This window comes from Paraburkholderia jirisanensis, assembly GCF_054782355.1.
The window spans coordinates 345,646-365,263 of record NZ_BAAGSQ010000027.1; the positions used below are offsets into that span (position 1 = coordinate 345,646).

The 19,618-nt window shown below is 63.1% G+C and carries 20 protein-coding genes and 1 tRNA gene; 16 read left to right on the forward strand and 5 right to left on the reverse strand.

Annotated elements, in window-relative coordinates:
* Positions 1–52 precede the first annotated feature (52 nt).
* The 7 genes from lptB to ACYVNQ_RS24295 all read left to right on the forward strand — a co-directional run bounded on the left by lptB (position 53) and on the right by ACYVNQ_RS24295 (position 6,794).
* Positions 53–835 carry an LPS export ABC transporter ATP-binding protein gene (gene lptB / locus ACYVNQ_RS24265; RefSeq protein WP_460905354.1) on the forward strand — a complete coding sequence of 261 codons (783 nt, stop codon included), beginning with the start codon at positions 53–55 and terminating at the stop codon, positions 833–835.
* 223 nt (positions 836–1,058) lie between these two features.
* The gene (locus tag ACYVNQ_RS24270) at positions 1,059–2,573 is read left to right on the forward strand and encodes an RNA polymerase factor sigma-54 (RefSeq protein ID WP_460905356.1); all 1,515 of its coding nucleotides are present in this window, start codon (positions 1,059–1,061) and stop codon (positions 2,571–2,573) included.
* A 173-nt stretch (positions 2,574–2,746) separates the two neighbouring features.
* A complete protein-coding gene (gene hpf / locus ACYVNQ_RS24275; protein ID WP_460905358.1) occupies positions 2,747–3,106 on the forward strand; it encodes a ribosome hibernation-promoting factor, HPF/YfiA family in 360 nt (119 codons plus the stop codon).
* 352 nt (positions 3,107–3,458) lie between these two features.
* A complete protein-coding gene (locus tag ACYVNQ_RS24280) occupies positions 3,459–3,914 on the forward strand; it encodes a PTS sugar transporter subunit IIA (protein WP_460905361.1) in 456 nt (151 codons plus the stop codon).
* A 271-nt stretch (positions 3,915–4,185) separates the two neighbouring features.
* A complete protein-coding gene (hprK, locus tag ACYVNQ_RS24285) occupies positions 4,186–5,154 on the forward strand; it encodes an HPr(Ser) kinase/phosphatase (protein ID WP_460905363.1) in 969 nt (322 codons plus the stop codon).
* 75 nt (positions 5,155–5,229) lie between these two features.
* Entirely contained in the window at positions 5,230–6,123 is an 894-nt protein-coding gene (gene rapZ / locus ACYVNQ_RS24290) for an RNase adapter RapZ (protein WP_460905366.1), read from the forward strand.
* A 38-nt stretch (positions 6,124–6,161) separates the two neighbouring features.
* Positions 6,162–6,794 carry an LON peptidase substrate-binding domain-containing protein gene (locus ACYVNQ_RS24295; protein ID WP_460905368.1) on the forward strand — a complete coding sequence of 211 codons (633 nt, stop codon included), beginning with the start codon at positions 6,162–6,164 and terminating at the stop codon, positions 6,792–6,794.
* Between the two features lie 9 nt (positions 6,795–6,803).
* Here the strand turns inward: ACYVNQ_RS24295 and mutY are convergent, their stop codons facing one another.
* The gene (mutY, locus tag ACYVNQ_RS24300; protein WP_460905370.1) at positions 6,804–7,892 is read right to left on the reverse strand and encodes an A/G-specific adenine glycosylase; all 1,089 of its coding nucleotides are present in this window, start codon (positions 7,890–7,892) and stop codon (positions 6,804–6,806) included.
* Positions 7,893–7,899: 7 nt separating this feature from the next.
* On the reverse strand, positions 7,900–8,730 hold the full coding sequence (gene mutM, locus ACYVNQ_RS24305) for a bifunctional DNA-formamidopyrimidine glycosylase/DNA-(apurinic or apyrimidinic site) lyase (protein WP_460905373.1): 831 nt from the start codon (positions 8,728–8,730) through the stop codon (positions 7,900–7,902).
* A gap of 86 nt (positions 8,731–8,816) precedes the next feature.
* Here mutM and ACYVNQ_RS24310 point away from each other — a divergent pair, with 86 nt between their 5' ends.
* From ACYVNQ_RS24310 to hisC, 8 genes are all read left to right on the forward strand, one after another.
* Entirely contained in the window at positions 8,817–10,676 is a 1,860-nt protein-coding gene (locus tag ACYVNQ_RS24310; RefSeq protein WP_460905376.1) for a tetratricopeptide repeat protein, read from the forward strand.
* On the forward strand, positions 10,676–11,329 hold the full coding sequence (gene lolB, locus ACYVNQ_RS24315; RefSeq protein ID WP_460905379.1) for a lipoprotein insertase outer membrane protein LolB: 654 nt from the start codon (positions 10,676–10,678) through the stop codon (positions 11,327–11,329). The genes ACYVNQ_RS24310 and lolB overlap by 1 nt, the downstream gene beginning before the upstream one ends.
* A gap of 67 nt (positions 11,330–11,396) precedes the next feature.
* Positions 11,397–12,290, forward strand: coding sequence for a 4-(cytidine 5'-diphospho)-2-C-methyl-D-erythritol kinase (gene ispE, locus ACYVNQ_RS24320; RefSeq protein ID WP_460905382.1), 894 nt, complete (start codon positions 11,397–11,399; stop codon positions 12,288–12,290).
* A 53-nt stretch (positions 12,291–12,343) separates the two neighbouring features.
* Positions 12,344–12,420 (forward strand) — tRNA-Gln (locus ACYVNQ_RS24325).
* Between the two features lie 47 nt (positions 12,421–12,467).
* On the forward strand, positions 12,468–13,424 hold the full coding sequence (locus tag ACYVNQ_RS24330; RefSeq protein ID WP_460906073.1) for a ribose-phosphate pyrophosphokinase: 957 nt from the start codon (positions 12,468–12,470) through the stop codon (positions 13,422–13,424).
* A gap of 184 nt (positions 13,425–13,608) precedes the next feature.
* Positions 13,609–14,229 carry a 50S ribosomal protein L25/general stress protein Ctc gene (locus tag ACYVNQ_RS24335; RefSeq protein ID WP_460905385.1) on the forward strand — a complete coding sequence of 207 codons (621 nt, stop codon included), beginning with the start codon at positions 13,609–13,611 and terminating at the stop codon, positions 14,227–14,229.
* A 243-nt stretch (positions 14,230–14,472) separates the two neighbouring features.
* Positions 14,473–15,075, forward strand: a complete 603-nt coding sequence (pth, locus tag ACYVNQ_RS24340) for an aminoacyl-tRNA hydrolase (protein WP_460905387.1) — start codon at positions 14,473–14,475, stop codon at positions 15,073–15,075.
* Positions 15,076–15,123: 48 nt separating this feature from the next.
* A complete protein-coding gene (gene hisC / locus ACYVNQ_RS24345) occupies positions 15,124–16,203 on the forward strand; it encodes a histidinol-phosphate transaminase (protein ID WP_460905390.1) in 1,080 nt (359 codons plus the stop codon).
* 115 nt (positions 16,204–16,318) lie between these two features.
* Here the strand turns inward: hisC and ACYVNQ_RS24350 are convergent, their stop codons facing one another.
* From ACYVNQ_RS24350 to rsmD, 3 genes are all read right to left on the reverse strand, one after another.
* Entirely contained in the window at positions 16,319–16,576 is a 258-nt protein-coding gene (locus tag ACYVNQ_RS24350) for a YfhL family 4Fe-4S dicluster ferredoxin (protein ID WP_460905392.1), read from the reverse strand.
* Positions 16,577–16,671: 95 nt separating this feature from the next.
* The gene (coaD, locus tag ACYVNQ_RS24355; RefSeq protein WP_460905395.1) at positions 16,672–17,181 is read right to left on the reverse strand and encodes a pantetheine-phosphate adenylyltransferase; all 510 of its coding nucleotides are present in this window, start codon (positions 17,179–17,181) and stop codon (positions 16,672–16,674) included.
* Positions 17,182–17,296: 115 nt separating this feature from the next.
* Complete coding sequence (gene rsmD, locus ACYVNQ_RS24360) at positions 17,297–17,914, reverse strand: 16S rRNA (guanine(966)-N(2))-methyltransferase RsmD (RefSeq protein ID WP_460905398.1); 618 nt, start codon at positions 17,912–17,914, stop codon at positions 17,297–17,299.
* Between the two features lie 289 nt (positions 17,915–18,203).
* Between rsmD and ftsY the strand changes: the two genes are divergently transcribed.
* Positions 18,204–19,529, forward strand: coding sequence for a signal recognition particle-docking protein FtsY (ftsY, locus tag ACYVNQ_RS24365; protein ID WP_460905401.1), 1,326 nt, complete (start codon positions 18,204–18,206; stop codon positions 19,527–19,529).
* The last annotated feature ends 89 nt before the right edge of the window (positions 19,530–19,618 follow it).

Sequence of the window (19,618 nt, forward strand, 5' to 3'; positions counted from 1 at the left end):
AAGGTCAAGGCCAAGGCCAAGGCTCAAGTCAAAGTCAAGGAAACAGCAAACCGTGAACGCCCCGGCTCTCCCTCATCGCAAGCCGGCAGGCACCAGCAGTTCGCTCGTCGTGCGCAACCTGAAGAAACGCTATGGTTCGCGCACGGTAGTGAAGGACGTGTCGCTCGACGTGAAGAGCGGTGAAGTGGTCGGTCTGCTCGGCCCAAATGGCGCCGGCAAGACTACCTCGTTCTACATGATCGTCGGCCTCGTGCCGCTCGATGCCGGCGAGATCGACCTCGACGGCAATTCGATCAGCCTGCTGCCGATTCACAAGCGCGCGTCGCTTGGGCTTTCGTATCTGCCGCAGGAAGCTTCGGTGTTTCGCAAGCTGACGGTCGAGCAGAACATTCGTGCGGTGCTCGAGTTGCAACACGGCGAAGACGGCAAGCGCCTGTCGAAAGATGCAATCGCCACGCGCACTGAAGCGTTGCTCGACGAGTTGCAGATTGCTCACTTGCGCGAGAACCCGGCGCTGTCGCTGTCGGGCGGCGAACGGCGACGCGTTGAAATCGCGCGGGCGCTGGCCACCAATCCGAGCTTCATTCTGCTCGACGAACCGTTTGCCGGTGTCGACCCGATCGCAGTGCTGGAAATCCAGAAGATCGTCAAGTTCCTGAAACAGCGCAATATCGGCGTGCTGATCACGGACCACAACGTGCGCGAGACGCTCGGCATCTGCGATCACGCATACATCATCAGCGACGGCAGCGTGCTCGCTGCCGGTGCGCCCGGCGACATCATCGAGAACGAGAGCGTGCGTCGCGTCTACCTCGGCGAGCACTTCCGCATGTAACGCTTGCCGCACAGCGCGGGTGCAGCCCCGCTGTGCAACCATCGTGGTTGTTCCCTGCTTGCGCCCAATGCGTGCGTCGATCCCGTAGGTCCAGTAATTTTGACGGGATACGCTGGCAGGTTCGCGCGCCTATTCCCGTCGAAAAATCTCGTACCCCCGCATTTATGCGGTGTCGCTGGGTATCGCGGTCGTGGCAAACTCTCTACAATGATTCGACATTGCCATGAAAGCCAGCCTCCAACTTCGCCTGTCTCAGCATCTAGCGCTGACACCCCAACTGCAGCAGTCCATCAGGCTGCTGCAGCTGTCTACGCTCGAGCTTCAGCAAGAAGTGTCGATGGCGATCGCGCAGAACCCGCTGCTCGAAACCGAGGACGACTGGATCGCCAGCCCGCTGCGCGTCGCGGGCGATGGCTCGGTGATCGCGCAGGCGCCCAGTGCGGCCGCGCCCGAGCAGATGTCGAATACGCCATCGTCGTCCAGCTCGTCATCGAGCGATAGCAACGAGAACAGCGAACCGCAAGGCGTCGACGAATACAACGGCCTTGGCTCCGACATCAACTCCGATGCGAACCAGTGGAATATCGACGACTACGGCCGCTCCGGCAACGCATCCGACGACGACGATCTGCCGCCGCTGCAAATCCACGAATCAACCACTACGCTGCGCGATCATCTGAGCGCGCAATTGCGCGTCACGCAGGCAAGCCAGCGTGACCGCGCGCTGATCACGTTCCTGATCGAGTCGCTCGATGAAGACGGCTATCTGACGGCTACGCTCGATGAAGTGATAGCCGATCTGCCCGAAGAACTCGAAGTCGATCTCGACGAAGTGAACGCCGCACTCGCGCTGTTGCATAGCTTCGATCCGGCCGGTGTCGGCGCACGTTCCGCCTCCGAATGCCTGAGGCTGCAGTTGGCGCGGCTCGAACCATCGCCTACCCGCACGCTTGCACTCGAGATCGTCGCACACCATCTCGAGCTGCTCGCCGCACGCGATTTCACGCGTCTGCGCAAGCATCTGAAAGCCAACGACGACGACCTACGCGACGCGCATATGTTGATCCGCTCGCTCGAGCCGTTCCCAGGCGCGGCCTACGGCAAGGCCGAAGCAGACTACGTGGTGCCGGACATCATGGTGCGTCGGACCGCGCAAGGCTGGCTCGCCGAACTGAATCCGGAAGTGGTGCCGAAGCTGCGTATCAACCACCTGTACGCAAACATCCTGCGCAACAATCGCGGCGATCCGGGCAGCGGTTCGCTGCGTCAGCAACTGCAGGAAGCCCGCTGGCTGATCAAGAACATCCAGCAACGCTTCGAAACGATCCTGCGTGTCGCGCAAGCAATTGTGGAGCGTCAGAAGAACTTTTTCGCACATGGCGAAATCGCAATGCGGCCCTTGGTTTTGCGGGAAATTGCTGATACGCTGGGTTTACACGAGTCGACGGTCTCGCGTGTGACAACCGGAAAGTACATGCTCACCCCGTTCGGGACGCTTGAATTTAAGTACTTCTTCGGATCGCACGTATCTACCGACACGGGGGGCGCGGCCTCTTCCACGGCCATTCGCGCCCTCATCAAGCAACTGATAGGAGCAGAAGACACCAAATCTCCTCTTTCAGACAGCCGCATAGCCGAACTGCTGGCAGAACAGGGCTTCGTCGTCGCACGGCGCACCGTAGCGAAGTACCGCGAAGCGTTGAGGATCCCAGCAGTCAATCTGCGCAAGTCTCTGTAGCCCGCTGCACTCGGTGGCGGGCATTTTCCGGCCGCACCGCACGCTTGCGGATGAGGCCGGCCGATGCGACCTGCGGCAGCCAGTCAACGGGGGACGGCGCAAGCAGGCCGGTAGATCGACCGGCATCGCTGCATTCATGTGGACCCAGGCGGCCATTTGCTTGGAGAAGCACTATGAATCTGCAGATCAGTGGACACCATCTCGAAGTTACAGCTGCGTTGCGAGAATACGTGATCACCAAACTCGATAGAGTGCTAAGACATTTCGATCAGGTGATCGACGGCAGTGTGGTCCTCTCGGTCGACAATCACAAGGAAAAGGAAAAGAGGCAGAAGGTTGAAATCAACCTGCATCTGAAAGGCAAGGACATTTTTGTCGAGAGCTGCGACAGCGATCTATACGCGGCGATCGACCTGATGATCGACAAGCTCGATCGACAAGTGATTCGTCACAAGGATCGCCTGCAAGGGCATCAGCACGAAGCGATCAAGTACCAGCCGCTGGAGCACCCGGCTGAAGTGCCGCCGCAATAGGCGACAGGTAGCAAACTCAGGTAACGAATCCGGCAAGCTGCTTTGCCCCCCGCCAAACCGCCCTGCAACGGGCGGTTTTTTCATTTCGCGAAAACAGTGTGCCGTTTTGTACCCATCATCGGCCCGGCGTCCTCAGGATACGAAATTTGATCCGCATGGCGCGGCGCACCATCCAACGCAACGCTGTTCTATAATATTTCGGTTACTTTTGGGGTCAACCAGCCCGAGTCTCGCCTTTTTTGTGCTTAACTGCGGGGCTTAGCTGCGCATCGCCGTAGGCATCTGCCGAGCATGGAACGCTATTCAAAACGCCACAGCGAGGAGAACCCAGGCGACTAAAGCGCCTGTCAACATGAATCGTTTAGCCAAATATCTTCCGCTCGACAACGTCGTCGTCGGCCTAGCCGTTACCAGCAAGAAGCGCGTGTTCGAGCAAGCGGGCCTGATCTTCGAAAACCAGAACGGCATCGGCCGCAGCACCGTCACCGACAATCTGTTTGCGCGCGAGCGCCTCGGTTCGACAGGGCTCGGCGAGGGCGTCGCCATTCCGCATGGCCGGATCAAGGGCTTGAAGCAGCCGCTTGCGGCCTTCGTGCGTCTGGCCGACCCGATCCCGTTCGAGTCGCCCGACGGCCAGCCGGTCTCGCTGCTGATCTTCCTGCTGGTCCCCGAGCAGGCCACCCAGCAGCACCTCGAAATCCTGTCGGAAATCGCCCAGTTGCTGTCCGATCGCGAAACCCGCGAGCGCCTGCACACGGAAGAGAACCGCGAGACATTGCATAGCCTGCTCACTCAGTGGCAACCTTGAAAGGTATCGAAAGGTAGCGCCGCGCGAAATGTGGGCTCGGCGGGCTCGGCCGGCTTGCGCGCGGCAGCTTGCCGTACGCGCCGACGGTCGCCACAATGCAGCCTTTGTTTTGCAGACACGCGCGGTACTCATGTCACTCAACGGATAATCTCGCGGGTCACTTCGGGCGCAACCCGGGGCGACCTGGGAGCAACCCCGCGGCCCGCGCCGGCCGAACCCGAGGCGCCAGCGCCGCAGCGAAAGCCGCGGCGCACACCGGAGTCATGGACACATGGATACGTCCAGCATCAACGCCCAGAGCATTTTCGACGACAACGCCGCCACGCTGAAGCTGAGCTGGCTGACCGGGCATGAGGGCTGGGAGCGCGGCTTCTCGGCGGAAACGGTTGCCACCGCCACTTCGAGTGCCGACCTGGTCGGCCACTTGAACCTGATCCACCCGAACCGGATCCAGGTGCTCGGCGAGGCCGAGACCAACTACTACCAGCGTCAATCGGACGAAGACCGCTCGCGCCATATGGCCGAACTGATCGCGCTCGAACCGCCGTTCCTGGTGGTAGCCGGCGGCGTTGCGGCGCCGCCTGAACTGGTGCTGCGCTGCACGCGCTCATCCACGCCGCTGTTCACCACGCCGATGTCGCCCGCTTCGGTGATCGACAGCCTGCGCCTCTACATGTCGCGCATTCTGGCGCCGCGCGCGACGCTGCATGGCGTGTTCCTCGATATTCTCGGCATGGGTGTGCTGCTCACCGGCGACTCGGGCCTCGGCAAGAGCGAGCTCGGCCTCGAGCTGATCAGCCGCGGCCACGGCCTCGTCGCCGACGATGCAGTCGACTTCGTGCGGCTCGGGCCGGACTTCGTCGAAGGCCGCTGCCCGCCGCTGCTGCAGAACCTGCTCGAAGTGCGCGGCCTCGGCCTGCTCGACATCAAGACGATCTTCGGTGAAACCGCGGTGCGCCGCAAAATGAAGCTGAAGCTGATCGTGCAACTGGTGCGCCGCCCGGACGGCGAGTTCCAGCGCCTGCCGCTCGAAAGCCAGACCGTCGACGTGCTCGGCCTGCCGATCAGCAAGGTGACGATTCAGGTGGCGGCCGGCCGCAACCTTGCGGTGCTGGTCGAAGCTGCGGTGCGCAACACGATCCTGCAACTGCGCGGCATCGATACCTTGCGCGACTTCATGGACCGCCAGCGCCTCGCAATGCAAGACCCGGACAGCCAGTTTCCAGGCAAGCTGATCTGACGTCGTAGCCATGCCGCGGCGGGAGCGTCAGAAAAGCCCAGATGCTATGATGAAAACAACCGACCTCCCGACCCCATGCGCATTATCCTGATCACCGGTATATCCGGCTCCGGCAAGTCTGTGGCCCTCAACGCGATGGAAGACGCAGGCTACTACTGCGTCGACAATCTGCCGCCGCGCCTGCTGCCCGAACTCACCGCTTACCTCACCAGCGAAGGCCAGGAACGTCTTGCCGTCGCGATCGACGCACGCTCGAGCGCATCGCTCGACGCAATCCCCGCGATGATCCGCGACCTGTCGAGCGAACACGACGTGCGCGTGCTGTTCCTGAACGCCAGCACCCAATCGCTAATCCAGCGCTTTTCCGAAACCCGCCGCCGCCATCCGCTGTCCGGCTCGACCGCGCACGACGCCGACGTCGGCCTGCTGAGCTCGCTTGCCGAAGCGATCGAACGCGAACGCGAACTGGTAGCAGGCCTGGCCGAATTCGGCCATCAGATCGACACCAGCAACCTGCGCGCGAACACACTGCGGGCGTGGGTCAAACGCTTTATCGAACAGGAACATACGGGTCTCGCGCTGATGTTCGAATCGTTCGGCTTCAAGCGCGGCGTGCCGCTCGACGCCGATTTCGTATTCGACGTGCGCACGCTGCCGAACCCGTATTACGATCATCTTTTGCGGCCGCTCACCGGTCTCGATCAACCCGTCATCGATTTTCTCGACGCCCTTCCCGTCGTGCACGAAATGATCGACGATATCGAGAAGTTTCTGGTCAAGTGGCTGCCGCACTTTCGCGACGACAACCGCAGTTATCTGACCGTCGCGATCGGCTGCACCGGCGGGCAACACCGTTCGGTGTTCATTGCCGAGACGCTTGCCGCGCGTCTCAAAGGCCAGGCCAATGTCATCGTGCGGCACCGCGATGCCCCGATCGACGTCGACGAGTCGGCGAGACTGGTGGCATAACCAGCCGCGAAGCGCGGCCTCAACCGAAGCGTTGCGCTATGTCCACTATGCCTGTGCTTGCCGATGTGCCGCTGTTTCCGCTGCACACCGTGTTGTTCCCGGATGGCATCCTGCCGCTGAAGATCTTCGAAGCGCGCTATCTCGACATGGCGCGCGGCTGCCTGCGCGACGATACGCAGTTCGGCGTGTGCCTGCTGAAGAGCGGCGGCGAAGTCGCGAAGGCCGGCGAACCGTCGGTGCCCGAGGCGATCGGATGTCTCGCCAAAATCGATCAATGCGACGTCGACGAGTTCGGCATGCTGCTGATTCGCGCACGCGGCACGCAGCGTTTCAGGCTGCTGTCGCATCGGGTCGAATCGGGCGGCTTGCTGGTAGCGATGGCCGAGCCGTTCGGCGAGGACATTCCGCTTGAAGGCTCGAAGCATGTCGAGAAGTTCGGCGCATGCGCCGAGGTGCTGGAACGGATCATCGCGTCGATCCGCGAGCGCGATCCGGATAGTCTGCCGTTTGCCGAGCCGTTTCGCTTCGACGACCCTTCGTGGGTGTCGAACCGCTTGTCCGAAGTGCTGCCGATTGCGCTGCGCGCGCGGCAAAAGCTGATGGAACTGCGCGACGCCGGTGAGCGGATCGACGTGGTGCATCACTACATGCAGCAACACCAGCTGCTATAACGCAACTCGTTATAGCAGCGAGCCCTGCAGCCCGACCAGCAGCTTGCGCACCGGCGCGGGTACGCCGTACGCGTCGAGCTGATCGAGCGGAACCCACGCCGTGTCGGCGTCGGCAAGCTCTTGAGGCGCACCGGCGAGCTTGTTCACCTCGACCATGCGCGGTTCGATATCCAGCCGGAAATGCGTGAACGTATGCGTGAGCGATGCGAGGGGCGACACTTTGTCGCGCGCGCCGAATGCTTGCGCACGGGCGGCTAGCGCGGCTTCGTCGGCGGCTTCCGGCAGGCTCCACAAGCCGCCCCAGATGCCCGACGGTGGGCGCTTTTCCAGCATCACCGCGTCGCCGTCGCGCAGTACCAGCATCCACGTGCGACGGGTCGGCACCGTTTTCTTCGGGCGCGCAGCCGGCAGTTCGCGTTGCCGGCCGGTCAGCTTCGCCACGCAGTCCGCAGCAAACGGGCAGCGCGCGCAATCCGGCTTGCCGCGCACGCACAGCGTCGCGCCGAGGTCCATCAGCCCTTGCGTGTACGCACTGACCTCGTCGTCGCTCGCATTCGACGGCAATAGCGATTCGGCCAGCACCCACATGCCGTTTTCGACGCGCTTTTCGCCCGGAAAACCTTCGACGCCGAATACGCGCGCCAGCACGCGCTTGACATTGCCGTCGAGAATCGTCGCGCGCGCGCCGAATGCGAACGACGCGATCGCCGCTGCCGTCGAGCGACCGATACCGGGCAACTCGGCAAGCGCATCGACCGAAGCGGGAAACGCGCCGCCATGCTGCTCGACCACGACCTGCGCGCAACGATGCAGATTGCGCGCGCGCGAGTAGTAGCCGAGGCCCGCCCACAACGCCATCACGTCGTCGGCCGGCGCGGCCGCGAGCGACGCGACGTCCGGAAAACGCTCGAGAAAACGCGCGTAATACGGAATCACCGTCGACACCTGGGTCTGCTGCAGCATGATCTCGGACAGCCAGATGCGATATGCGTCGCGGGTCTTCTGCCATGGCAGGTCGTGGCGGCCATGCTCGCGCTGCCATGCGATCAAGCGCACAGAGAAATCGGTCAAAGCGGGTATCGTGGACGCAACGGTCATTGAGTAATCAGCGCTGGCAAGTCGGGCAATAGTAAGTGGAACGCTGCCCCTGCACGATCTGTTTGATCGGCGTCGCGCATACGCGGCACGGCAGCCCCGCGCGATCATAGACGAAATAATCGAGCTGGAAATAGCCGCTCTCGCCGTTGCTGCCGACGAAGTCGCGCAAGGTGCTGCCGCCTTTTTCGATCGCGGCGGCGAGCGTCACGCGTATCGCATCGGCGAGCAGGTCGTAGCGCACCAGCGATACCCGGCCGGCCGCTGTAGTCGGGCGGATGCCGGCGCGAAACAGGCTCTCGGAGGCGTAAATATTGCCCACCCCAACCACCATCTCGCCGGCCAGCAAGGCCTGCTTCACCGAAACCTTGCGCCCGCGCGTCTTGCGATGCAGCAGCGCGCCGGAAAACGACGGCGCGAACGGCTCGACGCCGAGGCCCGCGAGCAGCGGGTGCTCGAGCACGTCGCCATCCGCACGGGCGTGCCACAACACCGCGCCGAAGCGCCGCGGATCGCGAAAGCGCAAAATGAATTCGTCGAAGATCCAGTCGATGTGGTCGTGCTTCGCGGCGGCAGGCGGATGCGGCACGTTACGCAACACGCGCAGCGTCCCGGTCATGCCTAGATGCACGATGAACCAGCCATCGGCGGTTTCGAACAGTAAGTATTTGCCGCGCCGCTCGACCTTGTTCACGAGACGGCCTCGCAGCATGCGCGGCAAATCGGCCGGAACCGGCCAGCGCAGCATCGGCGTGCGGACCTCGACGCGCTCGACGCGGCGGCCGGCCACGTAAGGCTCGATACCGCGGCGGGTGACTTCAACTTCTGGCAACTCTGGCATGACTAACGGGTCTGCAACTTGCGTTGTTGGTTGTGCGCGTATTGTAGCGAGCGCGTTACAATCGACTGAAACTTGAACGGATTTCCATGAACCTGTCCTTCGTAAAGCTGTTTCTGAAGCGCCCGGCCGGCGCCGCCAGCGCGCCATCCGGCGCGGCTCGCGGCGCGCCGCGCGAAGTGTTCGCGCGCCGGGTGCTAGGTGCGGCGGTGCTGGCCGTCTGGTCGTTCGCCGCACTGCCCGCCCATGCGCAGGACCCGTCGCCCGACGACGACAACTCGGTCACCGTACAGGATGCTTTCGGCCAGGACGCCGACGAGCAAAAAAACCTGCCGGATATCCAGTTGTCCAGCCAGATCGTGTTCCAGGTGCTAGCCGCCGAAGTCGCGCTGCAACGGAACCAGCCGGCGCCGGCGTACCAGACCTACCTCGCGCTCGCACGCGACACGCACGACCCGCGGATGGCGCAACGGGCCACCGAAATCGCGCTCGCCGCGCAGAGCCCGACCGACGCGCTCGCCGCCGCCCAGTTGTGGCAGCAGTATGCGCCGGGTTCCGAGCGCGCCGCGCAACTCGATGCGTCGCTGCTGGTGTTGTCCGGCAAGCCGGACGACGCCGCGCCGCTGCTCGCCGCCGAACTCGCGAAGATCAAGCCCGAGAATCGCGGCAGCGGCATGCTCGCGCTGCAACTGCTGCTGTCGCGCGGACCGAACCGCGTCGGCGGCCTGCACGTGCTGCAAGATCTGCTGAAGAACGACATGAACCGGCCGGAAGCGCAGCTCGCGATCGCGCGCCAGCAGATTCTCGCCGACGACCTGCCCGGCGCGCGCAAGTCGCTCGAACAGGCGCTCGCGCTGAAAGCCGATTATCTACCGGCGGCATTGACGCTGGCGCAGATGGGCCCGGAAGAGCGCAAGGAAGGCATCGCATCGATCGAACAATACGTGCAGCAGAACCCCAAGTCGCACGATGCGCGGCTTGCGCTGGCGCAGATGTATCTGGCAAGCGACCGTCTCGACGATGCGCAGAAGCAGTTCGAGATCATGCACAAGGACAACGCGAACGACCTCACGCCGCTGATGGCGCTCGCGTTGATCAAGATCCAGCAGAAGAGCTACCCGGAAGCGAAAACCTACCTGACGCAATACACGCAGCAGGCGGAGAAAACGCAGGGTGCGGACCCCGGCCAGGCCTACATTTACCTTGCACAGCTGTCGCTCGAGCAGAAGGATGAAGCGGCGGCGAACGGATATCTGGACAAGATCCCGCCGACCAGCCAGCAATACCTGCCGGCGCAGATCACGCGCGCGCAGCTGCTGCAAAAGCAGGGCAAGCCGGACGAAGCGCGCAAGCTGCTGGCCAGCATCCGCGTGACGGACCCGCGCGACCAGGCGCTGATCGACCGCACCGACGCGGCCATCCTGTTCGATGCGAAGCGTTATCCGGAAGCGGAAGCGCGGCTGCAACAGGCCGCCGCCGACTTCCCGGACGACACCGATCTCACGTACGACTACGCAATGGCGGCCGAGAAGACCGGCAACTACGACGTGATGGAAACGCAATTGCGCAAGCTGATGCGCGCGCAGCCGGACAACGCGCAGGCGTACAACGCGCTCGGCTATTCGCTGGCGGATCGCAACCAGCGTCTGCAGGAAGCGGACAAGCTGGTCGAAAAGGCGTCGTCGCTGGCGCCCAACGATGCGTTCATCATGGATAGCGTGGGCTGGGTGAAGTACCGGCTCGGCGACACGTCGGATGCGATCAAGATCCTGCGTCGAGCCTACGACCTGCAGCCGAACGCGGAGATCGGCGCGCATCTCGGCGAAGTGCTGTGGAAGAGCGGCGATCAGGACCAGGCCCGCGCCGCATGGCGTGACGCACGCAAGCTCGAACCCGATAACGACACGCTCGTCAAGACGCTCAAACGTCTCCAGGTGAACGATCTCTGATGCATTTTTTCGCGCCTTTTTTCAGCCTGTTCCGCACCATCCGGGCGCCGCGCCGCGCGGCGCTCGTGCTTCCCACCCTCAGCGCCGCCGCGCTGCTTGCACTGGCGGGCTGCGCGAGCGTGAAGCCGCAAGGTCCGTCGCTGTCGAATGCGGCGACCGCCGTGACCGCGCAGACCACGCGTGCGTATCACGGCCGCTTCGCAGTGCAGTACAACGATCAGAACGGCACGCAGCGCGACGCGTACGGCAACTTCGACTGGCGCGAAACCGGCGACACCGTCACGCTGCAATTGCGCAATCCGCTCGGCTCGACGCTCGCGATCATCACGTCGTCGCCGGCATCGGCTACGCTCGAATTGCCGAACCGCCAGCCGCTCGTTGCAGACAACGTATCAACCTTGATGCAAAATGCGCTCGGCTTTGCGCTGCCGCTGGAAGGCTTGCGCTACTGGCTGCAGCCGTCGGTGGCGCCGACCTCGAAGGCCACCACCACGCCCGATCCTGAAGATCCGGCGCGCCTGAAAGAGATCCAGCAGGACGGCTGGACCATCGACTACGTCGCGTACGCGCAAGCACCGGCGACCGGCGTGAAGCGCGTCAATCTGGCGCGCGAAGAGCCGCCGCTCGGCATCAAGCTCGTGCTCGATCAATAGCATCGACAGTACCAACGGCACGAACAGCAACAACACAGCTTCACAGCACGCCTGACACTGCGCACTCATGACCGAAACAAACGATTCGCTGCGCGATTGCCTCGCCCCGGCGAAGCTCAATCTTTTCCTGCACATCACCGGCCGCCGGCCGGATGGCTATCACTCACTGCAGACGGTGTTCCAACTGCTCGACTGGGGTGACCGGCTGCATTTCACGCTGCGCACCGACGGGCAGATCAACCGCATCACCGACGTGCAAGACGTGCCGGCCGAACAGGACCTGACGGTGCGCGCGGCGCGGCTCCTGAAGGACCACACGGGCACCGGCGCAGGCGTCGACATCGAGATCGACAAGCGCCTGCCGATGGGCGCGGGCTTAGGCGGCGGCAGCTCCGATGCGGCCACCACGCTGCTCGCGCTAAACCGTCTTTGGCATCTCGATGTGCCGCGCATCGAACTGCAAGCGCTCGCACTACGTCTCGGTGCCGACGTGCCTTTTTTTGTTTTCGGAAAAAATGCGTTCGCAGAGGGTGTCGGCGAAGCGCTTCAGACGGTACAATTGCCGCCGCGTTATTTCCTTGTTGTGACGCCGAAAGTGCATGTCCCGACCGCAGCGATCTTCTCTGAAAAATCGTTGACAAGAGATTCGGAACACATCACAATTACGGACTTTCTTGCACAGCAAAACTTCAGCGCAGGATGGCCAGACGGATACGGCCGGAATGACATGCAGCAAGTTGTCGTGGGAAAATACGCGGAAGTCGCGCAGGTGTTGCGGTGGTTCGATAGTGTCACGAACAGCATCGCACCCGCGCGGATGACGGGATCGGGCGCAAGCGTGTTTGCAGCGTTCCGCAGTATCGGTGAAGCAGAGGCAGTGAAATCCAAACTGCCAACCGAATGGAACAGCGCAGTAACGGCAAGCCTGGATACGCATCCACTCTTCGGCTTCGCGTCATAAGGTTTTGCATCGCCGGGTGTTCCTACACATCCGTCGGGGCTCAAAGTTAGTGTAGGGGAGTCGCCAAGTTGGTTAAGGCACCGGATTTTGATTCCGGCATTCGAGGGTTCGAGTCCTTCCTCCCCTGCCAAAAATTCTCGCAGTTCCTCGCCTCCCACAGCCTGAAGCAGGTGCATGATGAGCAGCCATGACGGCCTGATGGTTTTTACTGGCAACGCAAATCCTGCGCTTGCACAGGAAGTCGTCAAGATCTTGGGTATTCCCCTCGGCAAAGCAATGGTCAGCCGGTTCTCCGATGGTGAGATCCAGGTCGAAATTCAGGAAAACGTGCGGGGCAAGGACGTGTTCGTCCTGCAGTCTACCTGTGCGCCGGCTAACGATAACCTGATGGAACTGATGATCATGGTCGATGCGCTCAAGCGCGCATCCGCCGGCCGGATCACCGCAGCCATCCCGTACTTCGGTTATGCGCGCCAGGATCGGCGCCCGCGTTCGGCACGTGTCGCGATTTCGGCCAAGGTCGTCGCGAACATGCTGGAAATCGCCGGCGTCGAGCGGATCATCACGATGGATCTGCACGCGGACCAGATTCAAGGCTTCTTCGACATCCCTGTCGATAATATTTACGCCACGCCGGTATTGCTCGGCGACCTGCGCAAACAGAACCACGAAAACCTGCTGGTGGTGTCGCCGGACGTCGGCGGTGTGGTACGTGCGCGGGCCTTGGCCAAGCAGTTGAACTGCGATCTCGCGATCATCGACAAGCGTCGTCCGAAAGCGAATGTCGCGGAAGTGATGAACATCATCGGTGAAGTCGAAGGCCGCATCTGCGTGATCATGGACGACATGGTCGACACCGCCGGCACGCTGTGCAAGGCCGCGCAGGTGCTGAAAGAACGCGGCGCGCTTCAGGTGTTCGCCTATGCGACGCACCCGGTGCTGTCGGGTGGCGCAGGCGAGCGTATCGCCGCATCGGCGCTCGACGAACTGGTCGTTACCGATACCATCCCGCTCGGCGAAGAAGCCCGTTCGTGCGCGAAGATCCGCTCGCTGACAAGCGCGGGTCTGCTGGCCGAAACCTTCTCGCGTATCCGTCGCGGCGACTCGGTGATGTCGCTGTTCGCGGAGAGCTAGGCAGAATTTGCAGGGGCGCCGCGCATCTTTGAATGCGCGGCGTTTTTGCACAATCGGCATGAACGGACGAAGGTTCATGCCGTCGAGTCCGGGACCTGAAGCCGGCAAGCAGCCAAGCTGCTATGAACGGCAACACGGTCCTTTTTTTACTGTCTGGTCGCGGGCAGTAGCATTGGAGAAACAAATGAAAGTCGTCGCTTTCGAGCGTAACCTGCAAGGTACGGGTGCGAGCCGCCGCCTGCGTAACTCGGGCAAGACCCCGGGTATCGTGTATGGCGCAAGCAATGAACCGCAACTGATCGAACTCGATCACAACGCGCTGTGGCACGCACTGAAGAAAGAAGTGTTCCACTCGTCGATTCTCGAACTGGAAGTGGCCGGCAAGTCGCAGCAAGTGCTGTTGCGCGACGTGCAATACCACCCGTTCCGTCAGCTCGTGCTGCACGTGGACTTCCAGCGTGTCGACCCGAACAAGAAGCTGCACACCAAGGTGCCGCTGCACTTCATGAACCAGGAATCGAATCCGGCCGTGAAGCTGTCGGGTGCCGTGATTTCGCACGTCGTGAACGAAATCGAAATCGAATGTCTGCCGGGCTCGCTGCCGGAATTCCTCGAAGTCGATCTGGCAACGATCGAAGCCGGTCACACGATGCACGCGAAGGACATCGCACTGCCGGCAGGCGTCGCGCTGACCGCGCACATCGAAGCGGAAAACCCGGTGATCGCATCGGCAACCATCCCGGCTGGCGCTGTGGCGGAAGATGCAGCGACGGGCGCAGGCGAAGCAGCCACCCCGGCCGCTTAAGTCGCATTTAGCGAACGATCCTCTCGATCCGTTCCAATGGAACGGACGACGTAACCCGCCGAGGTTCGCCTTGGCGGGTTTTTTTTCGCCTCTTTTGCATGTGAGACCCGCGCTGGCGCTGCAAACACGCACGCTTCGCGCGAGATTCGCGGCACAGTTCGCGGCTTTGTGCGAACCTGTGCGCGACCTTCCATGTTCAACTGCGCTGCGAGCAGCCTGCCCTGCCGCCGCTTTTCGACAAACATGATCAAGCTGATCGTTGGACTCGGTAACCCGGGCGCCGAATATTCCGCGACTCGCCATAACGCCGGCTTCTGGCTGGTCGATCTACTCGCGCGTGAAGCCGGTACAACGCTGCGCGACGAGCGGCGCTTTCATGGCTTCTACGCGAAAGCGCGCCTGCACGGCGAAGAAGTGCATCTGCTCGAACCGCAGACCTATATGAACCGCTCCGGCCAGTCGGTCGTCGCGCTCGCGCATTTCTTCAAGATCCTGCCGGACCAGATCCTGGTCGCGCACGACGAGCTCGATCTGCCGCCCGGTACCGTCAAGCTGAAGCTCGGCGGCGGCAGCGGCGGCCACAATGGGCTCAAGGATATTTCCGCGCATCTGACCACGCCGCAGTACTGGCGTCTGCGGATCGGCATTGGCCATCCGCGCGATCTGATTCCGGAAAGCGCGCGCGCCGGTGCGAAACCGGATGTCGCGAACTTCGTGCTGAAGCCGCCGCGCCGGGAAGAACAGGATGTGATCGACGCGTCGATCGAGCGCGCGCTGGCGGTGATGCCGCAGGTCGTCAAAGGCGAGCTCGAGCGCGCGATGATGCAACTGCACCGCAATCCGTAACGCGCGGTCGTCGACGTTCTCTGTACAAGCAATCGATTGGGAGGTCTCTTGAGCCGTTATTGGAGCGACATCGTTCACCGTCTGAAGCCGTATGTGCCGGGCGAGCAGCCGGCGCTTGCGCATCCGGTGAAGCTGAACACCAACGAGAATCCGTATCCGCCGTCGCCGGCTGTGCTGGCGGCGATTCGCGCCGAACTGGGCGACGCAGCCGAAGCGCTGCGCCGATATCCCGATCCGGTTGCACGCAAACTGCGCGAGACGGTTGCTGCGCACCACGGCTTGAAAACGGAGCAGGTATTCGCCGGCAACGGCTCCGACGAAGTGCTCGCGATGGTATTCCTCGCGTTGCTCAAGCACGAACTGCCGATCCTGTTCCCGGACATCACTTACAGCTTCTATCCGACCTACGCGCGGCTCTACGACATCGAGTACCGCACGGTGCCGCTCGACGCTTCGTTCGCGATCCGCATGAGCGACTACGCGGTGCCGAACGGCGGCATCGTGTTTCCGAATCCGAACGCGCCGACCGGGCTGGCGCTGCCGCTCGCGGATATCGAGCGGCTGCTGACGGCCAATAGCGAATCGGTGGTGATCGTCGACGAGGCATATGTCGACTTCGGCGCGCAGTCGGCCATCACGCTGGTCGACCGGTATCCGAACCTGCTGGTGGTGCACACGGTGTCGAAGTCGCGTTCGCTGGCGGGCATGCGGGTGGGCTTTGCGTTCGGCCATCCGGCCTTGATCGACGCGCTGGTGCGGGTGAAGGACAGCTTCAACTCGTATCCGCTCGATCGCCTCGCGCAGGCCGCGGCCACTGCGGCCTATGAAGACGATGCCTGGTTCCGCGATACCTGCGCGAAAGTGATCGCGAGCCGCGAGCGTTTGACGGCTGGTTTGACGGCGCTAGGTTTCGACGTGGTGCCGTCGTCGGCGAACTTCGTGTTTGCGCGCCACAGCGGCCACGATGCGGCAACGCTTGCGGCACGACTGAAGGAGCGGGAGATTTTTGTGCGGCACTTCAGTCTGCCGCGTGTGGACCAGCACCTGCGGATTTCGGTGGGCACCGATGCGGAATGCGACGTGTTGCTTGAAGCGTTGCGGGGGTTGCTCGACGGTTCGGCTGGCTGAAGAGCGGAAGAGCTAAAGAGCCAAAACCAATCGCCTGTCGCCAATCGAAGCGCAGATTCGCTCCAATGGGGCAATCTGCGCCAGCTACACCAGCGCGCTCAAGCTCAAGCACGCGTCAAACGCTCTTCGCCGCCTGCAGCGCACGATACTTCACCAGCAATTGCTCCGGTGTCTCCGCATGCTGCGGATCGCGCGGAATGCATTCGACCGGGCACACCTGCTGGCATTGCGGCTCATCGAAATGACCAACGCACTCGGTGCACTTGTTCGGATCGATCACATAGATGTCCGGGCCCATCGAGATGGCGTCGTTCGGGCACTCGGGCTCGCACACGTCGCAGTTGATGCACTCGTCGGTAATGATCAGGGCCATGCTTTTCTCACTTCCTGGCGGCGGCGTGCGGCGGATGACTTCCGCCGTGGGCGCGCCGCCTGCCTGCTTCGCGTCAAAACGCTAGTTTACGCGCGTTAAGGTTGGCTCGCCGACGGCTCCTGGCCGAGCGCGGCAACCTTGTCCTGCAGCCGCTTTTCCACCGAAGGAAACACGAACTTGCTGACGTCCCCGCCCAGTTGCGCAATTTCGCGGACGATCGTGCCCGAGATGAACTGGTACTGGTCGGACGGCGTCATAAACATCGTCTCGACGTCCGGCAGCAGGTAGCGGTTCATGCCCGCCATCTGGAACTCGTACTCGAAGTCGGAGACCGCGCGCAGGCCGCGCACGATCACGCGCGCGTTATTGCTGCGCACGAAGTCTTTCAGAAGCCCGTGGAAGCTCGCCACCTGCACGTTCGGATAATGGCCCAGCACCTCCCGCGCGATGTCGAGGCGTTCGTCTAGCGTGAAGAACGGCCGCTTGTTGCGGCTGTCGGCGACGCCCACCACCAGCGTGTCGAAGATGCTCGACGCGCGCCGCACGAGATCCTCGTGACCGCGCGTCAGCGGATCGAACGTACCCGGGTACACGGCGACTACCATGAACTTCTCCTCTCTTCAGACTAAAGGTGCGTGAGGCCGCGTCTGTCCGACGCGCTCATCGCCTGCCGCGCGCGTGACGACGCACTGCCGTCCGGCGCTTGTAATCGAACGCGCATTATTCCTCATTTTCGCGTTGCAGCAAATGATAGTGGACGGCACCCGCCTTCCCTTCCCGGACGATGCTCCAGCCCGCGAGCGCGGGCGTCTGTGCGATGTCGAGCGCAGTGCCGGCCTCGACGTACAGCGACCCGTCCGCGGCGATCAGCGGCACCGCCAGTTCGAGCGCGCGATCGAGCAGGTCCGCGCCGAATGGCGGATCGAGGAATACCACATCGAAGGAGCCGGGTGCGAGGCTGGCGGCGAGGCGCAGCGCGTCGGCTTCGGCGATCTCGATCGTGCGCGCCGCGAGCTTCGCCTGATTGGCGCGCAACTGCTCGGCCGCACGCGCATTGCGCTCGACCATCAGCACGCGCGCCGCGCCGCGCGAGGCCGCTTCGAAGCCCAGCGCGCCGCTGCCGGCGAACAGGTCCAGACAGCGCTGGCCGTCGAGGCGCTGGCCGAGCCAGTTGAACAAGGTTTCGCGCACACGGTCCGGCGTCGGCCGCAGGCCATCGAGATCGAGCACCGGCAGCGGCGTGCGCTTCCAGTCGCCGCCGATGATACGGATCGTGTGAGCCGGGCCGCCGCGGCCGGATGAGGTACTGCGTGCGCTGGATGAAGAGATACGGGACATGCGAATTTAATAAGCAAAACGCGAGATGAAACGCGAGGCAAAACGAACGCCCTGCGCTATGCACACAGGCTAAAGCGCCCACGTTACCACACGGGTATGCATGGCCCCGGACGGCACGCGGCGACGCGACCCCACGCGCCTGATAAAATGTGCGGCTCGCGAGCGCCTCGCCATGGCGCCGTGCCCGCATTCAATCCCGCTTGACGACGCGCCGGCCGCCGTTCGGGTCACATCCGGTATTTGTGACCTTGCCGGCGAAGTTCGGCGCGCACCTTCACCACACCCGCACATGTTTAGCTTTCTCAAACGATTCAGGGGTACCAAGGCGTCCGACGACGCGCCGGCGCAGGCTGACGTTGCGGCGCCGGAAGCGCCGACAGCCGAGGTTCCCGGTACGGCGGCCCCGGCGGCGCAGCAACGGACGGCTGAGGTCACGCAGGCCATGGCACCCGCCGCCCCGGCTGCGCCTGCCACAGCCGCCGCGGCGCCGACGCAGTCTCCAGCACCCGTGCCTGGTTCACCGACGGCCGCGCAAGACGCGCCGCAGCCGCTAGCCGCGACCACGCCGTCGCCCCCGTCCGCAGCAACACCGCAACCGCCCGCGCCATCGGCGCGGCCCGCCGCCCCGCAAGCGCAGCCCAGCCCCGCTGCTTTTACGGCAGCCGAGCCCGAATCCGTCGAAATCATCGCGCCGCCCGAGCCGGAGCCTGCCGCCAGACGCTCGTGGCTGTCACGCCTGAAGACGGGCCTGTCGAAGACCGGCTCGAGCATCACAGGTATTTTCGTCAACACGAAAATCGACGAAGACCTGTACGAAGAGCTCGAAACCGCGCTGCTGATGTCCGACGCCGGCGTGGACGCCACCGAATTCCTGCTCGAAGCGCTGCGCGAGAAAGTCCGCGTAGAGCGCCTCACCGATCCGCAGCAAGTGAAAACCGCATTGCGCGACCTGCTGGTCGGCCTGTTGAAACCGCTGGAAAAATCGCTGGTGCTGGGCCGCAATCAGCCGCTCGTGATGATGATCGCGGGGGTCAACGGTGCCGGCAAAACGACCAGCATCGGCAAGCTCGCAAAGCATCTGCAGCGCTTCGATCAATCGGTGCTGCTCGCGGCCGGCGATACGTTCCGCGCCGCCGCGCGCGAGCAGCTCGCGATCTGGGGCGAGCGCAACAACGTGACGGTCGTATCGCAGGAAAGCGGCGACCCGGCCGCGGTGATTTTCGATGCGGTCGGCGCCGCGCGCGCACGCAAGATCGACGTGCTGATGGCCGACACCGCAGGCCGTCTGCCGACGCAGCTGCATTTGATGGAAGAGTTGCGCAAGGTAAAGCGCGTAGTCGGCAAGGCGCTCGAAGGCGCGCCGCACGAAGTGCTGCTCGTGATCGACGCAAACACCGGCCAGAACGCGCTTGCACAGGTCAAGGCATTCGACGACGCGCTAGGCCTCACCGGCCTGATCGTCACCAAGCTCGACGGCACCGCGAAAGGCGGCATCCTCGCGGCGATCGCGCGGCAACGGCCGGTGCCGGTGTATTTCATCGGCGTCGGCGAGAAGGTCGAAGATCTGCAGCCGTTCAGCGCAGAAGAATTCTGCGACGCGTTACTCAGCAGTTGAACTGGGAACTGAGGCTTGCAAGAGCGAAAAAACGGCGGAAACCCGCCGTTTTTTTCGTCTGGCCGCGGCGAGTCAACGCCGCATCACCG